This window comes from Aquibacillus koreensis, from assembly GCF_025154055.1.
Classification (GTDB): domain Bacteria; phylum Bacillota; class Bacilli; order Bacillales; family Amphibacillaceae; genus Aquibacillus_C; species Aquibacillus_C koreensis.
The window spans coordinates 117,091-133,527 of record NZ_JAOALK010000062.1; the positions used below are offsets into that span (position 1 = coordinate 117,091).

The following is a 16,437-nucleotide window of genomic DNA, read 5'->3' on the forward strand; positions in this document are numbered from 1 at the left end:
TTACTTCGACTCCTTTGCTTTATATTCTTCGTATTGTTCTTGTAAGTGAGCTGGCATTTCTTCGTACATATTCTCCATTAATTCAGTCACTTTTTGTTTCGGTTGATCATCAGCTTTCTTAATAGCTGCTTTAATTTCTTCTTTTGCTTGCTCAATCACTTTATTTTCTTCTTCTTCTGACCATAATCCCTTACCTTCTAGGAATTTACGGAAACGAACAAGTGGATCTTTCTTTTCCCATTCGGTATCTAAGTCTTCTGTACGATATCTTGTTGGATCGTCACCAGCCATTGTATGTGGACCATAGCGGTATGTTAATGTCTCAATTAATGTTGGACCTTCTCCATTAACCGCACGTTCTCTTGCTTGTTGTGTTGCAGCATAAACAGCTAGAACGTCCATACCATCTACTTGTATGCCTTCGATTCCAGCAGCAACTGCTTTTTGCGCTAACGTTTTTGCTGCAGTTTGCTTTTCAACAGGAACAGATATAGCAAAACGGTTATTTTGAACAACAAAGATAGCTGGCGCATTATAGGCACCGGCAAAGTTCATACCTTCGTAGAAGTCACCTTGAGAAGTACCACCATCACCTGTATAAGTGATCGCAACTGATTTCTGACCACGCTTTTTCATACCAAGTGCTACACCAGCAGCTTGGATATACTGTGCACCAATGATGATTTGTGGACTTAATGCATTTACACCCTCAGGAAATTGATTTCCATGGTAATGACCACGCGAGAATAAGAACGCTTGATATAGTGGTAAGCCATGCCAAATAAGTTGTGGCACGTCACGATATGCCGGAAGAATAAAATCTTCCTTCTCTAGTGCATACTGTGTTCCTAACTGTGAAGCTTCTTGTCCTGCAGTTGGAGCGTAAAATCCTAATCTACCTTGACGGTTTAAGGCAATCGAACGTTGGTCTAGGATTCTTGTATAAACCATTCTGTGCATTAATTCTTTTAATTCCTCATCTGATAAGTCAGGCATGGCATCTTTATTAACGATTTCGCCTTCTTCATTCAGAATCTGAAACGTTTCAAACTGATTTTCAATATTTTCAAGTGTACGTTTCAAAAGATTCACCTCTTCCTTTCTATTTCCTGTTTAATTTATCAGTTCTAGCTTTCCCAAAAGATGAAAAAATCTGTACCAAATTAAATCATTCATACATTACCCTAATGACACGATTCTTAATCTTTTTATGTAGTTATTCAAACTGTTACATATAAAAGTTTCAAACAACTGGTACAATTTTTACTCAAAATATAGTTTAGCTCATTCAGTCTTGTTGGTCAAACACTTTGAACTAATAATTACAAATTTATCATACAAATAAGTATAGGAATTTAAGAAACTGTTTCACACTTCCTAATAACCTGTACTAATGGTTCAAATCCTACTAGTTAAGAAAATGATGCAAAAAAATAAGAAGGAAGCTTTTTATAATGATAAAGCTTCCTTCTTATTCTTAGATAGTACTAGTGGTTTATTCGTATTCAACATTAATTTCTGCAACTTCATAAAACTCTTTTTTTAGTTCGTTATATGCATCTGTCTTATCGTTAAAGACCTCGTTTGCCTCTAGCACTTGATCATAGTTCTCATTTACTAGTTCAATATGTTCTTTTAGATCTACTTCCTCTAATTCTTCTTTTTGAATCATTTCATATAATTCTTTATCTTTATCTAATGAGGCGTTATATGCTTCATGTAACGTTAAGTACGCATTATACCGATCTTCCATTGCTTGGTTAACTTCCTCAGCTTTTGTTTGTACTGATTCTTCTTCTATTTCTTCTATTAATGGGATGATTTTATCAAACTCCTGCTTAGCAGCATCAATACTTTCTTTTTCTGTCTGAATAATACTTCGTCTTTCTTCAATGATACCGATTGCTTCTTGAGCTAATGATTGTACTTGTTCTAATTCATCTAGTCCAAGATCTACAATTTGATCATATAATTCCTTTTCTTGCTGTTCTAATTCCACAAGTGGTTCTTGTTGTTCTGCAAAAGGTTCTTCTAATCCAACAGCATTTTCCATGTGGTCAAACATTTTCTTTGGAGTTTCATCCCCACTACATGCTGCTAACATAACAATCATAAAAATAAATACTGCTAAAGAGCTTAATTTAAAACGCACTACGCTTCCTCCTATCACCTAGTTGAACTTGTCTTTGATTATTTACTATTCAATAGTATAACATATGACTACCTTGATGACTCTAACATATTTTATATAAAACAAAATAAATTAATACATGAAAACACCAAACCCATTACAATGTACAAGATTTCTATGGTAAACTATATGACGTTAATGAACCAATACGAGGAGTGAAATATGCATGATTACAATGGATGACATTGTGCGGGAGGGACATCCGGTCCTAACGCAAGTTGCAAAGGAAGTACCAATGCCTCCTAGCATAGAAGACACAGATGTACTTAAAGAAATGCTACAATACTTAAAAAATAGCCAAGATGATGAAATTGCGAAAGAGTACGGACTTAGACCAGGCGTTGGTCTTGCCGCTCCCCAAATTGGTCTACCAAAAAGAATGATAGCTGTCCACTTTGAGGACTATGATGAAAAGCTTTATAGCTATGGATTGTTTAATCCGAAAATTGTTAGTCACTCTGTAGAAAAGACATATTTATCTACTGGAGAAGGTTGTTTGTCTGTTGATCGAGAAGTACCTGGGTTTGTGCCAAGATATAGACGTATCACGGTTAAGGCCACTGATTTAGAAGGCAATCAGTTAAAATTAAGGCTTAAAGGGTTTGCCGCAATAGTATTCCAACACGAGATTGATCACCTTAACGGCATCATGTTCTATGATCACATTAATAAGGAAGACCCATTTGCTGAACCAGAAAATGCACAAGCTATTGATAGATAATAATACACATTAGGCTTTTACCTTTTGGATATGGTAGAGGCCTTTTGGATTTTTTAAAATGGAGCTAACTTAAATCTAATACATCACTTGTAACAAAGTGACATCTTTTCTATTTATACGCTATGATTGCATAAGAAATTCACATTCGTTAAAAATACTGGTAAGTAAATCGGTAAATGAAACAACTTTTTTCAAAAAATATTGTTATAGATCAGCACGTTTCTATTTCAATATTTACCAAATCATACTATACTGTTAAGTAAGAGGGATTGGATCGGTTTTAACGTTTTATTGCTTTTCTTTAGTATAAAGAAAGGAGATGGAAGAAATAATGTTAAAACGTTTAAGAGAAAAGCTTAAAAAACGATGGAAAGATATACTAGGACGTAAACGTGTTCCGAGCGCTTGAAAGGGAGATATTCGTTAAAATAAACTACTAACTCTTGCAAAAAATCTGATATACAATGCTAATGTAAAAAAAAATACAAAATTCGAACAACGAGTAATAAGGAGAGATTACATGATATTTAAAGTGCTTTTTCAGGAAATTCCAAACGAAATTCCTGTTAGAGAAAGAACAAAAAGCTTATATTTCGAAGCCACAACAGAAAGACAGGTACGAGAAAAACTCTCCGATCGCAAAATTAATATTGAATTTATCCAGCCTTTAGTAGGTGCGCATTTAGCATATGAGCAACAATCTGAAGACTTTGAAGTGGAGAATGCGTAACCGATGAAATTTGTGAAGAATGATCAAACCGCAGTATTTGCTCTAGGTGGTTTAGGGGAAATTGGGAAAAACACCTATGCAGTTCAATTCCAAGATGAAATTATCCTTATTGACGCAGGTATTAAGTTCCCTGAGGATGAATTACTAGGAATTGATTATGTTATCCCTGATTATACCTATCTAGTGCAAAATCAAGATAAAATAAAAGGTCTGTTTATTACACACGGACATGAAGATCATATCGGAGGAATTCCTTACCTATTAAGAGAGATTAATGTCCCTATTTATGCTGGACAACTTGCGATCGGACTTATAAAAAATAAACTAGACGAGCATGGTCTTTTACGAAATGCAAAACTTCATACTTATAAAGAGGACGACGTCATTAAATTTCGTAAAACATCTGTCACGTTTTTTAGAACAACACATAGCATTCCGGATTCATACGGCATTGTAGTAAAAACACCTCCTGGAAATGTTGTTCACACTGGTGATTTTAAATTTGATTTTACACCTGTTGGAGAACCTGCTAATTTGGCAAAAATGGCCGAGATTGGTAAAGAAGGAGTATTATGTTTATTATCAGATAGTACGAATAGTGAAGTTCCTGACTTTACTATGTCAGAAAGAGTAGTAGGAGAAAGTATTAACGATATCTTTAAAAGAGTAGATGGCAGAATTATATTTGCAACTTTTGCTTCAAATATCCACCGTCTACAACAAATGGTAGAAGGCGCGGTTAAGAATAATCGAAAAGTCGCAGTCTTTGGACGAAGCATGGAGGCAGCAATCAATATTGGCTTAGAATTAGGATATATTAAAGCTCCTAAAGAAACCTTTATTGAAGCGCAACAGATCAACCGTCTTCCTGCAAACGAAGTAACCATTTTATGCACTGGTTCACAAGGCGAACCGATGGCTGCCCTTTCAAGAGTTGCTAATGGAACACACAGACAGATCCAAATTATACCTGGCGATACAGTCGTTTTTTCTTCCTCCCCAATCCCTGGGAATACTGTAAGTGTAAGTAGAATAATTAACATGCTATATCGTGCAGGTGCAGATGTTGTTCACGGTCCTCTTAATGATATTCATACATCAGGACACGGCGGCCAACAAGAACAAAAACTAATGTTGCGTCTTATCAGACCAAAGTTTTTCATGCCAATACATGGTGAATACCGTATGTTAAAAGAACACACAAAACTTGCTGAGCTTTGTGACGTTGATCCTAACAATTGCTTTGTAATGGACAATGGTGATGTACTAGCACTAGGTAAAGATACTGCATCTGTTGCAGGTAAAATACCATCCGGATCTATTTATGTAGACGGAAGCGGTATTGGAGATATTGGTAACATTGTTCTAAGAGATCGTCGTATTCTATCGGAAGAAGGTCTAGTTATTGTAGTTGTGAGTATTAACATGGCTGAATTTAAGATAGCTTCAGGTCCTGATATCATTTCAAGAGGCTTTGTGTATATGAGAGAATCAGAAGACCTAATTAATGAGGCGCAAAAAATAGTGGCTGCTCACTTAGATAGAGTAATGGAAAGAAGAACGACACAATGGTCTGAAATTAAGAACGAAATAACGGATACAATACAGCCATTTCTTTATGAAAAAACAAAACGTAAGCCAATGATCCTACCAATAATTATGGAAGTTTGATTAAAAAAAAATCCCCTTAAAGGGGATTTTTTTTAATCTTCATCAACCACAAGGTTTTTTTCAAAACGCGAGATATCTTTATCTGCACCGATGACAATTAATATGTCACCTTTATCAATCGATTCAGTAGGCATTGGAGAAACATTAATCTCTTTTCTATTTTCGTGCTTAATCGCTACTACGTTACAACCATATTGCGCACGAATATCTAAATCAACCAATGTCTTTCCACACATCTTCTTACCCGCCTTTACTTCGACGATACTATGATCATCAGATAACTCTAAATGATCTAAAATGTTGTTCGAAATGATACTATGTGCTATTCTTTTTCCCATATCACGTTCCGGGTGAACCACTTGGTCTGCACCAATTTTATTTAATACCTTCTCATGATAATCATTTTGTGCTTTTACAGTGATTTTTCTTATTCCTAATTCTTTCAACATTAATGTTGTTAAAATACTAGCCTGAATATTATCACCAATTGCTACAATAACATGATCAAAATTTCTGATCCCTAACTCTTTTAAAACCTTTTCATCAGTAGCATCCGCAATAACGGCATGCGAAGCGATATTCTTGAATTCATTTACTTTATCTTCTTCCGTGTCAATCGCTAAGACTTCCATACCCTCTTCACTTAATTCTCTACATATACTACCACCAAATCGACCTAAACCGATTACTGCAAATTCTCTTTTCATGGTATTCCTCCATATATAGTTCGTACTGTTACAGTCTATCATATTTGGTTATATAAAGGGAGTCTAAATCTAGCTTCATTCTGTTTTACAAAACCTCCATCAGTTATGAACTGATAGAGGTCTTTTTATTCTATAACGCATCTAACATTTGGAATTGAGATCTAACCAAATCAAAATATTCACCTTTCTGTTTCATCAATTCATCATGGTTACCTTGTTCCAATATTTTCCCGTGTTCTAGTACAATAATGTTATCTGCTTCTCGAATCGTTGAGAGACGGTGTGCAATCATAATAGCCGTTCTCCCTTTCAAGAGCTTTTTAAGTGCTTTTTGAATCTGCACCTCTGTTTCTGTATCAATACTTGCAGTAGCTTCATCCAAAATTAATATTCTTGGGTCTGCGAGCAACGCACGTGCAAAGGAAAGCAATTGCCTTTCCCCCGCAGAAAGGATATTCCCTCTCTCTTCTACTTCTGTTTGATAACCATCAGATAGCTTCGATATAAAAGTGTTAGCTCCTACTACTTTTGCAGCCTCAATAACTTCTTCATCTGTCGCTTCTGGTCTACCAAAACGAATATTTTCCATGATCGTGCCAGAGAAAATAAACGTATCTTGAAGTACAACACTAATATTGCTTCTCAAACTAGATAGCTTCATGTCTCTCAGGTCATAGCCATCAATCTTTACTTTCCCTTTTGTAGGATCATAAAATCTACTTATCAAATTAGCGATTGTTGATTTTCCGGAGCCTGTATGACCAACTAACGCAACTGTTTGACCTTGTTTCATCTCTAGTGAGATCTCGTGAAGAGCAATACGGTCTTCATTATAGGAGAACTGTACTTTATCGAATTCAATATGCCCCTTCATATCTTTATAAACCATTGCATTTGACTTCTCTTCTACATTCGGTTGTTCATCCAAAAATTCAAAAATACGCTCTGAAGATGCCATCGCAACCAACAGTTGGTTATAAATTTGACCTAAACGAGAAATTGGTTCCCAGAACATGCCTAGGTAAAAAGCAAAGGCAACAAAGTCACCAATTTCTATCCCACCGTTTCCTGGACCAATGATAATTAAATGGGCACCAAAAGAGATTAAAATAACCGTTCCGATTGCGTTACTCATTTCAACAAACGGTCCAAAATAAGCACTCTTTTTCATTGCTAATCTTTCAGACTCATAATTATCTGTGTTTAATCCATCAAAATATTCCTTATTTTCTTTTTCTTGTGTAAAGGACTGGGTAATACGCATCCCTTGCATACTCTCATTTAAATGTGAGTTAAGCCTAGACTTTTGAATCCGCACATCTTGCCAAGATCTTCTAATATTTCTTCTAAGCTTCGTCGAGATGTAAAACATGATCGGTAAAATAACTAATACAGCCAATGCCAATTGAGGACTTATTGCAAATAAAATGGCAATAATTCCGATTAGCATGACAACATCCATTAGTAGATTTATGATACCGTTTGTGAAAAGCTCTTGAAGCGAATTAACATCATTTAGTATTCGCACTAAAATCGATCCGGCTGACCGTTTGTCAAAAAAGTTATGGGACAATCGTTGCACGTGCGAGAACAGTGTTTTACGCAAGTCGTAAATAACCTTCTGTCCTAATATATTGACCCACCTGATCCGAAACATATTCGCAACATAACTTACTAGATATAGCGCACCTATCCCTATAATAAGGTAAGTTAATAATGTTACATCTTTATTTTTAATCGCAACATCAATAACAACTTGACCAATTAGGAATGGGACAAGTAACCGAACTAAAGTTGATAAAAACATTGCGATAACTGCCCCTGGTAATAATGTTTTTGCATAAGGCTTTACATAGTTTAATAACCTTGACATCTGTTTCCAGTTAAACGGTTTCTCCACCGCTTGATCAAGTGGATAATAAAACCTCTTTAAATGCGGACTCTCACGTTTCGTAGCATGTTGTTTAGCCAAGTATTATCCCCCCTTAGTTCACTGCATCCATGATGGCTTGCTTATCTTGATACTGAATATCATAAATTCTTTGGTAAGGTCCACCATTGTTTAATAATGTATCATGTGTACCACGCTCTACTATTTCTCCATCATCTAATACAATGATTTCATCCGCATGTTTTAGAGAAGAAATTCTGTGCGCAATAATAAATGTAGTTCTATTTTTCATCACTTCTTTTAACGCTTTTTGAATTTTAAACTCTGTTTCCATATCTACTGCAGACGTAGCATCATCTAGAACCAAAATACTTGGATCGATTAAGATGGCTCGTGCAATAGCTATCCTTTGCTTTTGTCCACCCGACAAGCCCATGCCTCGTTCACCTAACATGGTGTCATAACCTTTTGGCATTTCTAAAATAAACTCATGTGCTTGTGCCCGTTTTGCTGCATCGATAATTTCATCCATGCTTGCTTCCGGATTACCATAGGCGATATTTTCTTTTATTGTCGTAGAAAACAAAAATGATTCCTGTAGGACAAATCCAATATGTTTTCTTAACGTTTTTAATTCATAATTTTTTGCTTGCAAACCATCGATAAGAACTTCTCCCTTTTCTGGCTCGTAAAAACGTGTCATCAATTGTGTAATACTCGTTTTACCAGAACCTGTAGAGCCTATAAGGCCTATCGTTTTGCCTGGAGGCGCATCAAAGGAAATGTTTTTTATGGCAGCTTCATCTTCATCTGCATAGGTTAGCGTTACATCATTAAAAGTAACGTGACCTTGTATCGTTAAGTCACTTACCGCTTGATCTTTTTCTTGGATATCCTCTTTTGCTTCTAGTATCTCGAGCAAACGTTCACCTGATGCCTTTGCCTGGGAGAACATGTTTACAATAAATCCAAGATGCATCAATGGCCCTAAAATATAGGAAACTAAGCTAAAGAATGCAACTAACTTACCTAAACTCAATTGCCCTGAAATAACCAGGTGTCCACCAAAGATAAGTAATGCAACCATACATATATTGCCGATAAATTCCATGAAAGGAAAATATTTTGACCATATAGTTGCAGTTTTAATATTTTCCTCACGATAGTTAACATTATTTGATGTGAATCTGTCAATCTCAAAATCTTCTTTAGATAGAGATTTCACTGTATTCATACCACTAACATTTTCTTGAATACGAGTATTTAGCCTACCTAATGATTTTCGGATTTTTCTAAACGCTGGGTGTACTTTTCGATCAAACTTATATACTACAACAGCTAAAAAAGGCATTGCAGCCATTGTCACTAGTGCAAGTGGTACAGAATAATAGAACATAACACTTAAGCTAACGACAATAAGTAAAGTTACTCTTATTAATTCCTTAAAACCAGCCGCCAAGAAGAATTTAAAACCTTCCACATCCATCGTAAGTCTAGACATTAAATCTCCTGTTCGGGCATTATCATAGTACGTAAAAGAAAGCCTTTGCAATTTCTGGTACAATCCCCCACGTAATTCATATACTGATTTAACCCCAAATACATCCCCCAAATATTGCTGAGAAAAGTTCGCAATCCCTTTTACTACCATTATTAAGATGAATCCAACTGCTAAATATGGTATAAGTTCGTATCGAGCCTCTCCAACCACATCGTCTATGGTTATTTGCAAGATAATTGGATATAAGACAGTTATTCCCGTTACAAGTAATACAAAGAATATAGAATAAAAAAAGTACTTCTTAAATGGCAAATAATATTGTTGTAATTTCTTAAAAGTATCCAAACTGTCTCCCCCCTCATAGTTTTTTAACGTAATTATAAATATATCGGGTATCGAAATAAATTTCCACCCTTTTGCCTCACTTTTTTTAATTTAGTGACAATTTTCATTATATTAAATCTTTAAATTAGATATTACTTCCCATTAAATGTAAATCAGTGTGCAAAAAATACCCATAAGACAAAAATAGAGTGCCCTGTAAAGAGATACAGGACACTCTTATAAATTACTTTTCGGTTTTACCTAAGACACGATTCACACGCTTGCGAAGCATTTTCATGCCTCCACCGCCTGCTTGAAAATGTCTCAAATTACCCTCTTCGTCGAAAACATAGTACGCAGGAACATATTGATTTTCAAAAGCATCTGTTAATTTATGCTGATTATCTACAAAGATAGGTTGCGTAATTTCATGTTCAGCAGCTACCTGTTTTATTTGTTCTAAATCTAAATCTTTTTCAGAACGTGGCATATGCACAGCAATAACTTCTAGTTCGTCTTTATATTCATCACGGAATTCATTTACATTTGGCATTGCTTCTTTACATAATCCACAGCTTACAGACCAAAAGTGAATCAGTGTTGGTTTGTTACCAACGAGATCCTCTCTTTTCACTTCTCCATTTAACCACTCTGTGGCCCCATCTAAAGCTGGCATTGGTGATCTTAACCTCATGCTGCTTCCTCCTCTTTTGTTAGCTCATTCTTTAGCAAATGCGTTAGTCCCTAAAGGGATGACCAAGGCCCTTTTCTTATACTTGGTACAACTAAATCTTTTACTACGTCGAAAGACTTCATAGCAAATTTTTTTTACTTCTTAACGTATAAAAAAGGTCTAACAGGTGTAGTTAGACCTAATTCTTTCATTAAAGTGTTTCTTGTCCAGGCTTCCAGTTAGCCGGGCAAAGTCCACCTGTTTGAAGCGCTTGAAGTACGCGTAGTGTTTCATCTACATCGCGACCAATATTGTTATGGTTAACTACTTGATATTGCAGTTCACCTTCAGGGCTAATAATAAATAAGCCTCTTAATGCAATACCTTCATCTTCAATTAACACACCGTAATCTTTAGCTACTTGATGATTTGTATCTGCTGCAAGCGAGTAATGTAAATCACCAAGACCATTTTCGTCACGAGATGTGTTAATCCATGCTAAGTGAGTGTGGATTGTATCTGTAGACACGCCAATTACTTCTGCATCTAAATCTTCAAATTCATCAAATCGATCAGATAGAGATGTAATTTCAGTTGGACATACAAAAGTAAAATCCATTGGATAGAAAAATAATACTGTCCACTTGTCATTTTTCATATTCTCTTCCAATGATACTTTTCCAAATTCTTTATTAGGAAGTACTGCCTCCATTTCAAAGCGTGGTGCTTGTTTTCCTACCATACGTTCTGCCATTATGTAACCCCTCCAAAATTATGTTAAGTAAATCAATAACGAGAATTATTATAAATAAGTTGTAGAATATAGTCAAATATTGTTTGAATCTATATATAGTATAGCCAACTATAAAAGACAATAAACTAGATCACATATGAAAGTATGTGATCTTCACAAAATTGTTGAAATTATGCTTAATGATTTGATTAATCACTAGTGTTTCTATTATGCTAAATAAAGAGCAAAGAAAGGAGACAATATTCATGGATTTTTTACAAAATACGTACGACATTATTTTAGACTTTCTACTTACAAAAGGGATAAGGATCGCATTATTAATCATTGTCTTTTTAATTGTAGCTCCTATTGGAAAAAAGATGATCTCGTCTACACTGGACAAAGCTGGTAGTGGTGAAAGAATAACGGAAGCAAGAGCAAAAACATTAGAAAAGTTATTATTAAATGTTTACTCCTACGTGTTATTCTTCATCTTTGTGGTGATGCTATTTGGAATTATCGAACTTCCTATAGGCCCCCTATTAGCTGGTGCGGGTGTTCTAGGTCTTGCAATTGGTTTCGGTGCGCAAGGGTTAGTTAGCGATGTAGTGACAGGATTCTTTCTATTACTCGAGCGTCAACTAGAAGTAGGAGAATACGTTACCACTGGTGGTTACAATGGAATAGTGGAAGAAATCGGACTTCGAACAACAAAAATTAGAAGTTTTGATGGTACATTAAATTTCGTCCCTAACAGAGACATCGCAGGAGTAAGTAACCATTCCAGAGGCACGATGCGCGCACTTGTAGATATTGGAATCAGTTATGATGATAATATCGATCGTGCAATGGAAGTCTTACAGCAAGTGTGTGATGAATTTAAGCAAGATGAACGTTTTGCAGACGGACCTGATGTACTAGGTGTGCAAAGCTTTGGCTCTTCAGATGTCGTACTTCGAATTTTAGGTCAAACTGAAAATATGCAACAGTTTGGTGCTGAACGTGACATGAGAAAACGTATTAAAGAAGCGTTTGATCAAGCTGGTATTGAAATACCATATCCACATCAAGTGTACGTGACTAAACAAGCAAACGAATAAAGGAACCCAGTTTAAAAAAGGTGAGAGGGTACTTTACCCTCTCACCTTTTTACATTATTGAAATCTTTGTTCTACTTGTTTACATACTTCATCGGCTGTTAAGCCATCAGCATTAATAACAGAGCCAGCAAAATTAGTATCCTGCATCCCCATTACATTTTTATCTTGACCTGAAATAACACAACAATCACAGCCATTAACGTCATTCTCTTGTTTTAACTCAACAACATCATAACCCTTTTCTTGTAGTGCTCCTTTAACATCTGATAATGTACCTTCAATTCCGATACGTGCCAAGTGCAATACCTCCTCAACATAATCATTTCTTTTGGAAAATATCCAAGATTAGCTTTCCCATCATTTGAATTGGTATTCTTCTTTACACGCTATATCCTTAAGTGAATAGTGTCAGCTTAATTGTCTAATAGTAGTTTCTACCGACTTTACACCTATTTGTAAGGCATCCTCATTTGGTTGTAGTTTACTATGGTGTAGTCCATGTGCGGAATCTACTCCTAACCAAAACATAAAACCCGGTATGTCTTTTAAGAAATAACCAAAATCCTCACCAGTCATTGCTGGCTTTGCCTCTTTCCATATCAATCCTTGCGAAATAACAACTTCCTTGAATTGATCCACGATGGCTTCTGTATTAAATACTTGATAATAATTAGAACCATAATCAATAGAAATCGAGCAATCATAGCTAATTTCAAACCCTTTGGCAAATTTTTCAATATTTTTCTTTACTATGTCTATTGTATTCGGTTCTAATGTACGAATCGTTCCCTCTAACCTTGCGTGTTCGGCTATGACGTTTTGAACAAAGCCACCTTCCATTTTTCCAATAGTAACAACAGCACTTTCAAGAGGATCTATTCTTCTAGAAACGATTTGTTGAAGTTGAGAGATAAAAGCACTTGCTGCAACAACCATATCTTTCGTTAAGTGCGGATAGGCAGCATGTCCTCCCTTCCCAGCAAAATCAATAAACAATTCACTCGTATTCGCAAAGAGTAAACCCCCTCGCGTTGAAACAGTGCCTACAGGTAATTCAGGAGCTATATGTAACGCAAATATAATATCCGGACGCCATGCATTAAATTCTTGCGATTGCATAAGTGGTAGTGCTCCACCTGGCCCTTCTTCGGCAGGTTGAAATACAAACAAAGCATGATCATCAATAGGATCATGTGCTAGCCTTTCCAGTGCACCAAGTGCAATAGTCATATGAAAATCATGCCCACAGGCATGCATCTTTCCTTCATGACTAGATTGAAAAGGATAGCCAGTTTCTTCTGTAATTGGTAACCCATCGATATCAGCGCGAAAACCAATTGTTTTTTGGGGATTTTTACCGGTTACTCGGACCAATATTCCCGTCTTCCACGTTTTCACCGAAAGGTAAGTTTGTGGAAAAGTCTCAATTATATTGAGTAAATATTGTTGTGTTTTGTACTCTTTAAACCCCAACTCAGGAATTTGGTGTAAATCTCTTCTTACTTCTTTTACGTTCATCATTTTATTTCACCTTTTTCTCACAAAAATAGTCGATAATAAAAAGAGAAACAGGAGAATCCTCTCCTGCTTCATCCTATCTATGCAAAAAGTTCTTATTCTTCATCTAACTTTCTTAATGCTTGCATAATTTCTGTTTTAGATTTTGTTTGATCATCGATTTCTTTAATAAATTTAGCAGGAGTACCTGCAACCACCGTATTGGCAGGTACGTTTTTCGTCACAATGGCACCAGCTGCAACTACAGCTCCTTCACCAACTCGTACACCCTCAAGTATTACTGCATTTGCACCTACTACAACACCATCTTCAATAATAACTGGATCTGCAGAAGGAGGTTCGATTACTCCAGCAAGCACTGCACCTGCACCAATATGACAGTTCTTCCCTACAGTAGCTCGTCCACCTAAGATAGCATTCATATCAATCATCGTACCTTCACCAATAACGGAACCAATGTTAATGCTAGCGCCCATCATGATGACAGCTCCGTCACCTATTTCAACCTGATCACGGATAATGGCACCTGGTTCAATACGTGCATTAATCCCTTTTAAATCAAGCATTGGAATCGCTGAATTACGGCGATCATTTTCAACAACATAATCTTGTATTTTATCACTATTGTTATGTAAGACTTCTTTGATTTCTTTCCATTCTCCAAAAAGTACGCCTGTCTCTGCTTGGACAAAATCCTTAATCGAATCAGCAAAGTCAATTTCGTTCAATTGGTTACCTTTAATATAAACCTTTACAGGTGTTGATTTTTTACTATTTGAGATAAAAGAAATAATCTCATGTGCATCCATCATTTTCAATTTATTTTCCTCCAATAATTCAATTTATCTCTTATAATGTATCAAAAAGAATCACTTTATGACAAGCAATAAACACAAAGTTATAGCCTCAATAAATACGCAGTGGAAAAATAAGCCTTTGACAATACGCCAAAGACTTATGTTTCCACTTATTTAGTCATTTTCACTTTTGAATTATGTTTTATCACGTGAAGATATTTATTCAACTGCTTTAATATTGCTCTTCTGGTTATAATACCATCAAAATACCCTTCATCATCGACCACACAAACAAATGGATGATTAATCACTGTTTTAAGACATGTTAAAAAATCATCTCGTCTGTTTAGACATGGAGTATCTGAGTTCATAACCTCATTTACTTTTTTCTCTGAAAGCCTTTCCATCTCAAAGCGTTCCAATCCTAAAACACTATTTAAAATGACTGTCTTTCCTATAATACCTTTAAACTTATAGGAAGAATCTAGAACAGGAACTGCAGAATAACCCGATTTTACTAATACTAATAAAGCATGTTCTAACGGATTTCCTAATTGAACATGAGCAACTTTTTCAGATGAAATCATTAATTGTTCAACATTAATTTCTGGCAAGTCTAAATTCTCTAAATTATTCATACGTAACACTCCTTTTGGGGCAGTTGAAGGAGTCATTTTCACGTTATATATGCACCATACATATTTTATCATAAATAGATGGGTAACACCATCTATAGATAAGTTTAGATTTTACAATGTTTAATTTCAGTCACCTCTATTTTTCAAAGCTTGAATAAATATCCAATCATGTTTTGGTATGAACCGGACAAAATAAGTTTAGAAAAACTCAATATAAGGAGGTTAGGATGACTACTCATACATTCACAAAAAAAGAAGAAATTGCTCATGCAGTCACCCATGGTATAGGTGTACTTTTTAGCATAATTGCTTTGATTGTATTAATTGCATCCTCCAATATTGAAAAAGTATGGGAAACTACTTCAGTGATTATTTTTGGGGTAACTATGTTTTTTATGTACATCTCATCAACTGTGTGCCATGGTCTACCAGAAGGAAGATGGAAAGATATTTTTCGAATTTGTGATCACTCTTCCATTTATTTATTCATTGCAGGTACCTATACTCCAATTTTATTAGGTCCATTACGCTCAGAGATCGGCTGGACTCTATTTTCAATCATTTGGGCGATCGCATTAGCAGGGACTATTTTCAAGATTTTCTTTGTAAAAAAATTCTTAGTTCTCTCGACAGTCTTCTATATACTTATGGGATGGTTAATCATAGTTGTTTGGGAGCCATTGTCTAAAGCGATCCCAGAAACGGGTCTAAACTATCTTCTAATAGGAGGAATCTTTTATACGGTAGGAGCTATATTCTATGTTTGGCGCCGATTTCATTATCACCATGCCATTTGGCACTTATTCGTTATTGCAGGTTCTGTTTTCCATTTCTTCACAATTATGATGCTCATCCCCTAAAAGACCAGCACAGCTGGTCTTTTTTTCACTATACACTAGTCATGCCCCATACTGTGCAAGGATGAGTGCTAATACTCCGCTTCGTCAGAATACGTCGCTTTCCGCGGGCACGGCCTCAGCTAACTCAGTCGCAAAGTACGCTCCTGAGTGGATCTTCGGCTCGCGCTGTTCCCGCAGGAGTCTCCGTATTCTGACTACGCTAAGTTGAATTGGTCTAATTAAGGTGAGCATTATCCTATAAATCAAATCATTCAGGTTCACTTCTAACTTGAAAAGAAGACTAAATACAGCGGAGGAAAAATACGAGACTCCTGTGGGAAAGGAACAGTCTGAAGATCCCGCAGTGAGCGCTCTTTGCGAGCGAGGAAGCTGAAGCGTTCCC

The 16,437-nt window shown here is 35.9% G+C and carries 16 protein-coding genes; 5 read left to right on the forward strand and 11 right to left on the reverse strand.

Translation table 11 applies throughout. From position 1 onward, the window contains the following. Both pdhA and NYQ66_RS20435 read right to left on the reverse strand, forming a co-directional pair. Positions 1-1,083: a pyruvate dehydrogenase (acetyl-transferring) E1 component subunit alpha gene (gene pdhA, locus NYQ66_RS20430; RefSeq protein ID WP_259872222.1), complete on the reverse strand. Its 1,083-nt coding sequence runs from the start codon at positions 1,081-1,083 to the stop codon at positions 1-3. A 412-nt stretch (positions 1,084-1,495) separates the two neighbouring features. Continuing rightward, positions 1,496-2,152, reverse strand: coding sequence for a YkyA family protein (locus NYQ66_RS20435; RefSeq protein ID WP_259872223.1), 657 nt, complete (start codon positions 2,150-2,152; stop codon positions 1,496-1,498). A 205-nt stretch (positions 2,153-2,357) separates the two neighbouring features. Here NYQ66_RS20435 and def point away from each other — a divergent pair, with 205 nt between their 5' ends. From def to rnjA, 3 genes are all read left to right on the forward strand, one after another. Then, a complete protein-coding gene (gene def, locus NYQ66_RS20440; RefSeq protein WP_259872224.1) occupies positions 2,358-2,912 on the forward strand; it encodes a peptide deformylase in 555 nt (184 codons plus the stop codon). A 520-nt stretch (positions 2,913-3,432) separates the two neighbouring features. Next, on the forward strand, positions 3,433-3,642 hold the full coding sequence (locus NYQ66_RS20445; protein WP_259872225.1) for a DNA-dependent RNA polymerase subunit epsilon: 210 nt from the start codon (positions 3,433-3,435) through the stop codon (positions 3,640-3,642). A gap of 3 nt (positions 3,643-3,645) precedes the next feature. Next, entirely contained in the window at positions 3,646-5,313 is a 1,668-nt protein-coding gene (rnjA, locus tag NYQ66_RS20450; protein WP_259872226.1) for a ribonuclease J1, read from the forward strand. A gap of 32 nt (positions 5,314-5,345) precedes the next feature. Here rnjA and NYQ66_RS20455 read toward each other — a convergent pair whose 3' ends face one another. The 5 genes from NYQ66_RS20455 to NYQ66_RS20475 form a co-directional block, all read right to left on the reverse strand. After that, a complete protein-coding gene (locus tag NYQ66_RS20455; protein ID WP_259872227.1) occupies positions 5,346-6,020 on the reverse strand; it encodes a potassium channel family protein in 675 nt (224 codons plus the stop codon). Between the two features lie 130 nt (positions 6,021-6,150). Further along, positions 6,151-7,992 (reverse strand): ABC transporter ATP-binding protein, encoded by a 1,842-nt coding sequence (locus NYQ66_RS20460; RefSeq protein ID WP_259872228.1) that lies wholly within the window; start codon positions 7,990-7,992, stop codon positions 6,151-6,153. A gap of 13 nt (positions 7,993-8,005) precedes the next feature. Beyond that, positions 8,006-9,757 carry an ABC transporter ATP-binding protein gene (locus tag NYQ66_RS20465; protein ID WP_259872230.1) on the reverse strand — a complete coding sequence of 584 codons (1,752 nt, stop codon included), beginning with the start codon at positions 9,755-9,757 and terminating at the stop codon, positions 8,006-8,008. A gap of 223 nt (positions 9,758-9,980) precedes the next feature. Further along, positions 9,981-10,430: a TlpA disulfide reductase family protein gene (locus NYQ66_RS20470; RefSeq protein WP_259872231.1), complete on the reverse strand. Its 450-nt coding sequence runs from the start codon at positions 10,428-10,430 to the stop codon at positions 9,981-9,983. A 190-nt stretch (positions 10,431-10,620) separates the two neighbouring features. Then, positions 10,621-11,163 (reverse strand): peroxiredoxin, encoded by a 543-nt coding sequence (locus NYQ66_RS20475; RefSeq protein ID WP_259872232.1) that lies wholly within the window; start codon positions 11,161-11,163, stop codon positions 10,621-10,623. 245 nt (positions 11,164-11,408) lie between these two features. Between NYQ66_RS20475 and NYQ66_RS20480 the strand changes: the two genes are divergently transcribed. After that, positions 11,409-12,242, forward strand: a complete 834-nt coding sequence (locus tag NYQ66_RS20480) for a mechanosensitive ion channel family protein (protein WP_259872233.1) — start codon at positions 11,409-11,411, stop codon at positions 12,240-12,242. A 54-nt stretch (positions 12,243-12,296) separates the two neighbouring features. Here the strand turns inward: NYQ66_RS20480 and NYQ66_RS20485 are convergent, their stop codons facing one another. From NYQ66_RS20485 to cbpB, 4 genes are all read right to left on the reverse strand, one after another. After that, positions 12,297-12,539: a YkuS family protein gene (locus tag NYQ66_RS20485; protein ID WP_259872235.1), complete on the reverse strand. Its 243-nt coding sequence runs from the start codon at positions 12,537-12,539 to the stop codon at positions 12,297-12,299. Between the two features lie 111 nt (positions 12,540-12,650). Continuing rightward, positions 12,651-13,763, reverse strand: coding sequence for an N-acetyldiaminopimelate deacetylase (locus NYQ66_RS20490; protein ID WP_407652130.1), 1,113 nt, complete (start codon positions 13,761-13,763; stop codon positions 12,651-12,653). A gap of 92 nt (positions 13,764-13,855) precedes the next feature. Next, complete coding sequence (dapD, locus tag NYQ66_RS20495) at positions 13,856-14,578, reverse strand: 2,3,4,5-tetrahydropyridine-2,6-dicarboxylate N-acetyltransferase (protein WP_259872237.1); 723 nt, start codon at positions 14,576-14,578, stop codon at positions 13,856-13,858. A 149-nt stretch (positions 14,579-14,727) separates the two neighbouring features. Beyond that, on the reverse strand, positions 14,728-15,195 hold the full coding sequence (cbpB, locus tag NYQ66_RS20500) for a cyclic-di-AMP-binding protein CbpB (protein ID WP_259872238.1): 468 nt from the start codon (positions 15,193-15,195) through the stop codon (positions 14,728-14,730). 227 nt (positions 15,196-15,422) lie between these two features. Here cbpB and trhA point away from each other — a divergent pair, with 227 nt between their 5' ends. After that, positions 15,423-16,055 carry a PAQR family membrane homeostasis protein TrhA gene (trhA, locus tag NYQ66_RS20505; RefSeq protein WP_259872239.1) on the forward strand — a complete coding sequence of 211 codons (633 nt, stop codon included), beginning with the start codon at positions 15,423-15,425 and terminating at the stop codon, positions 16,053-16,055. The last annotated feature ends 382 nt before the right edge of the window (positions 16,056-16,437 follow it).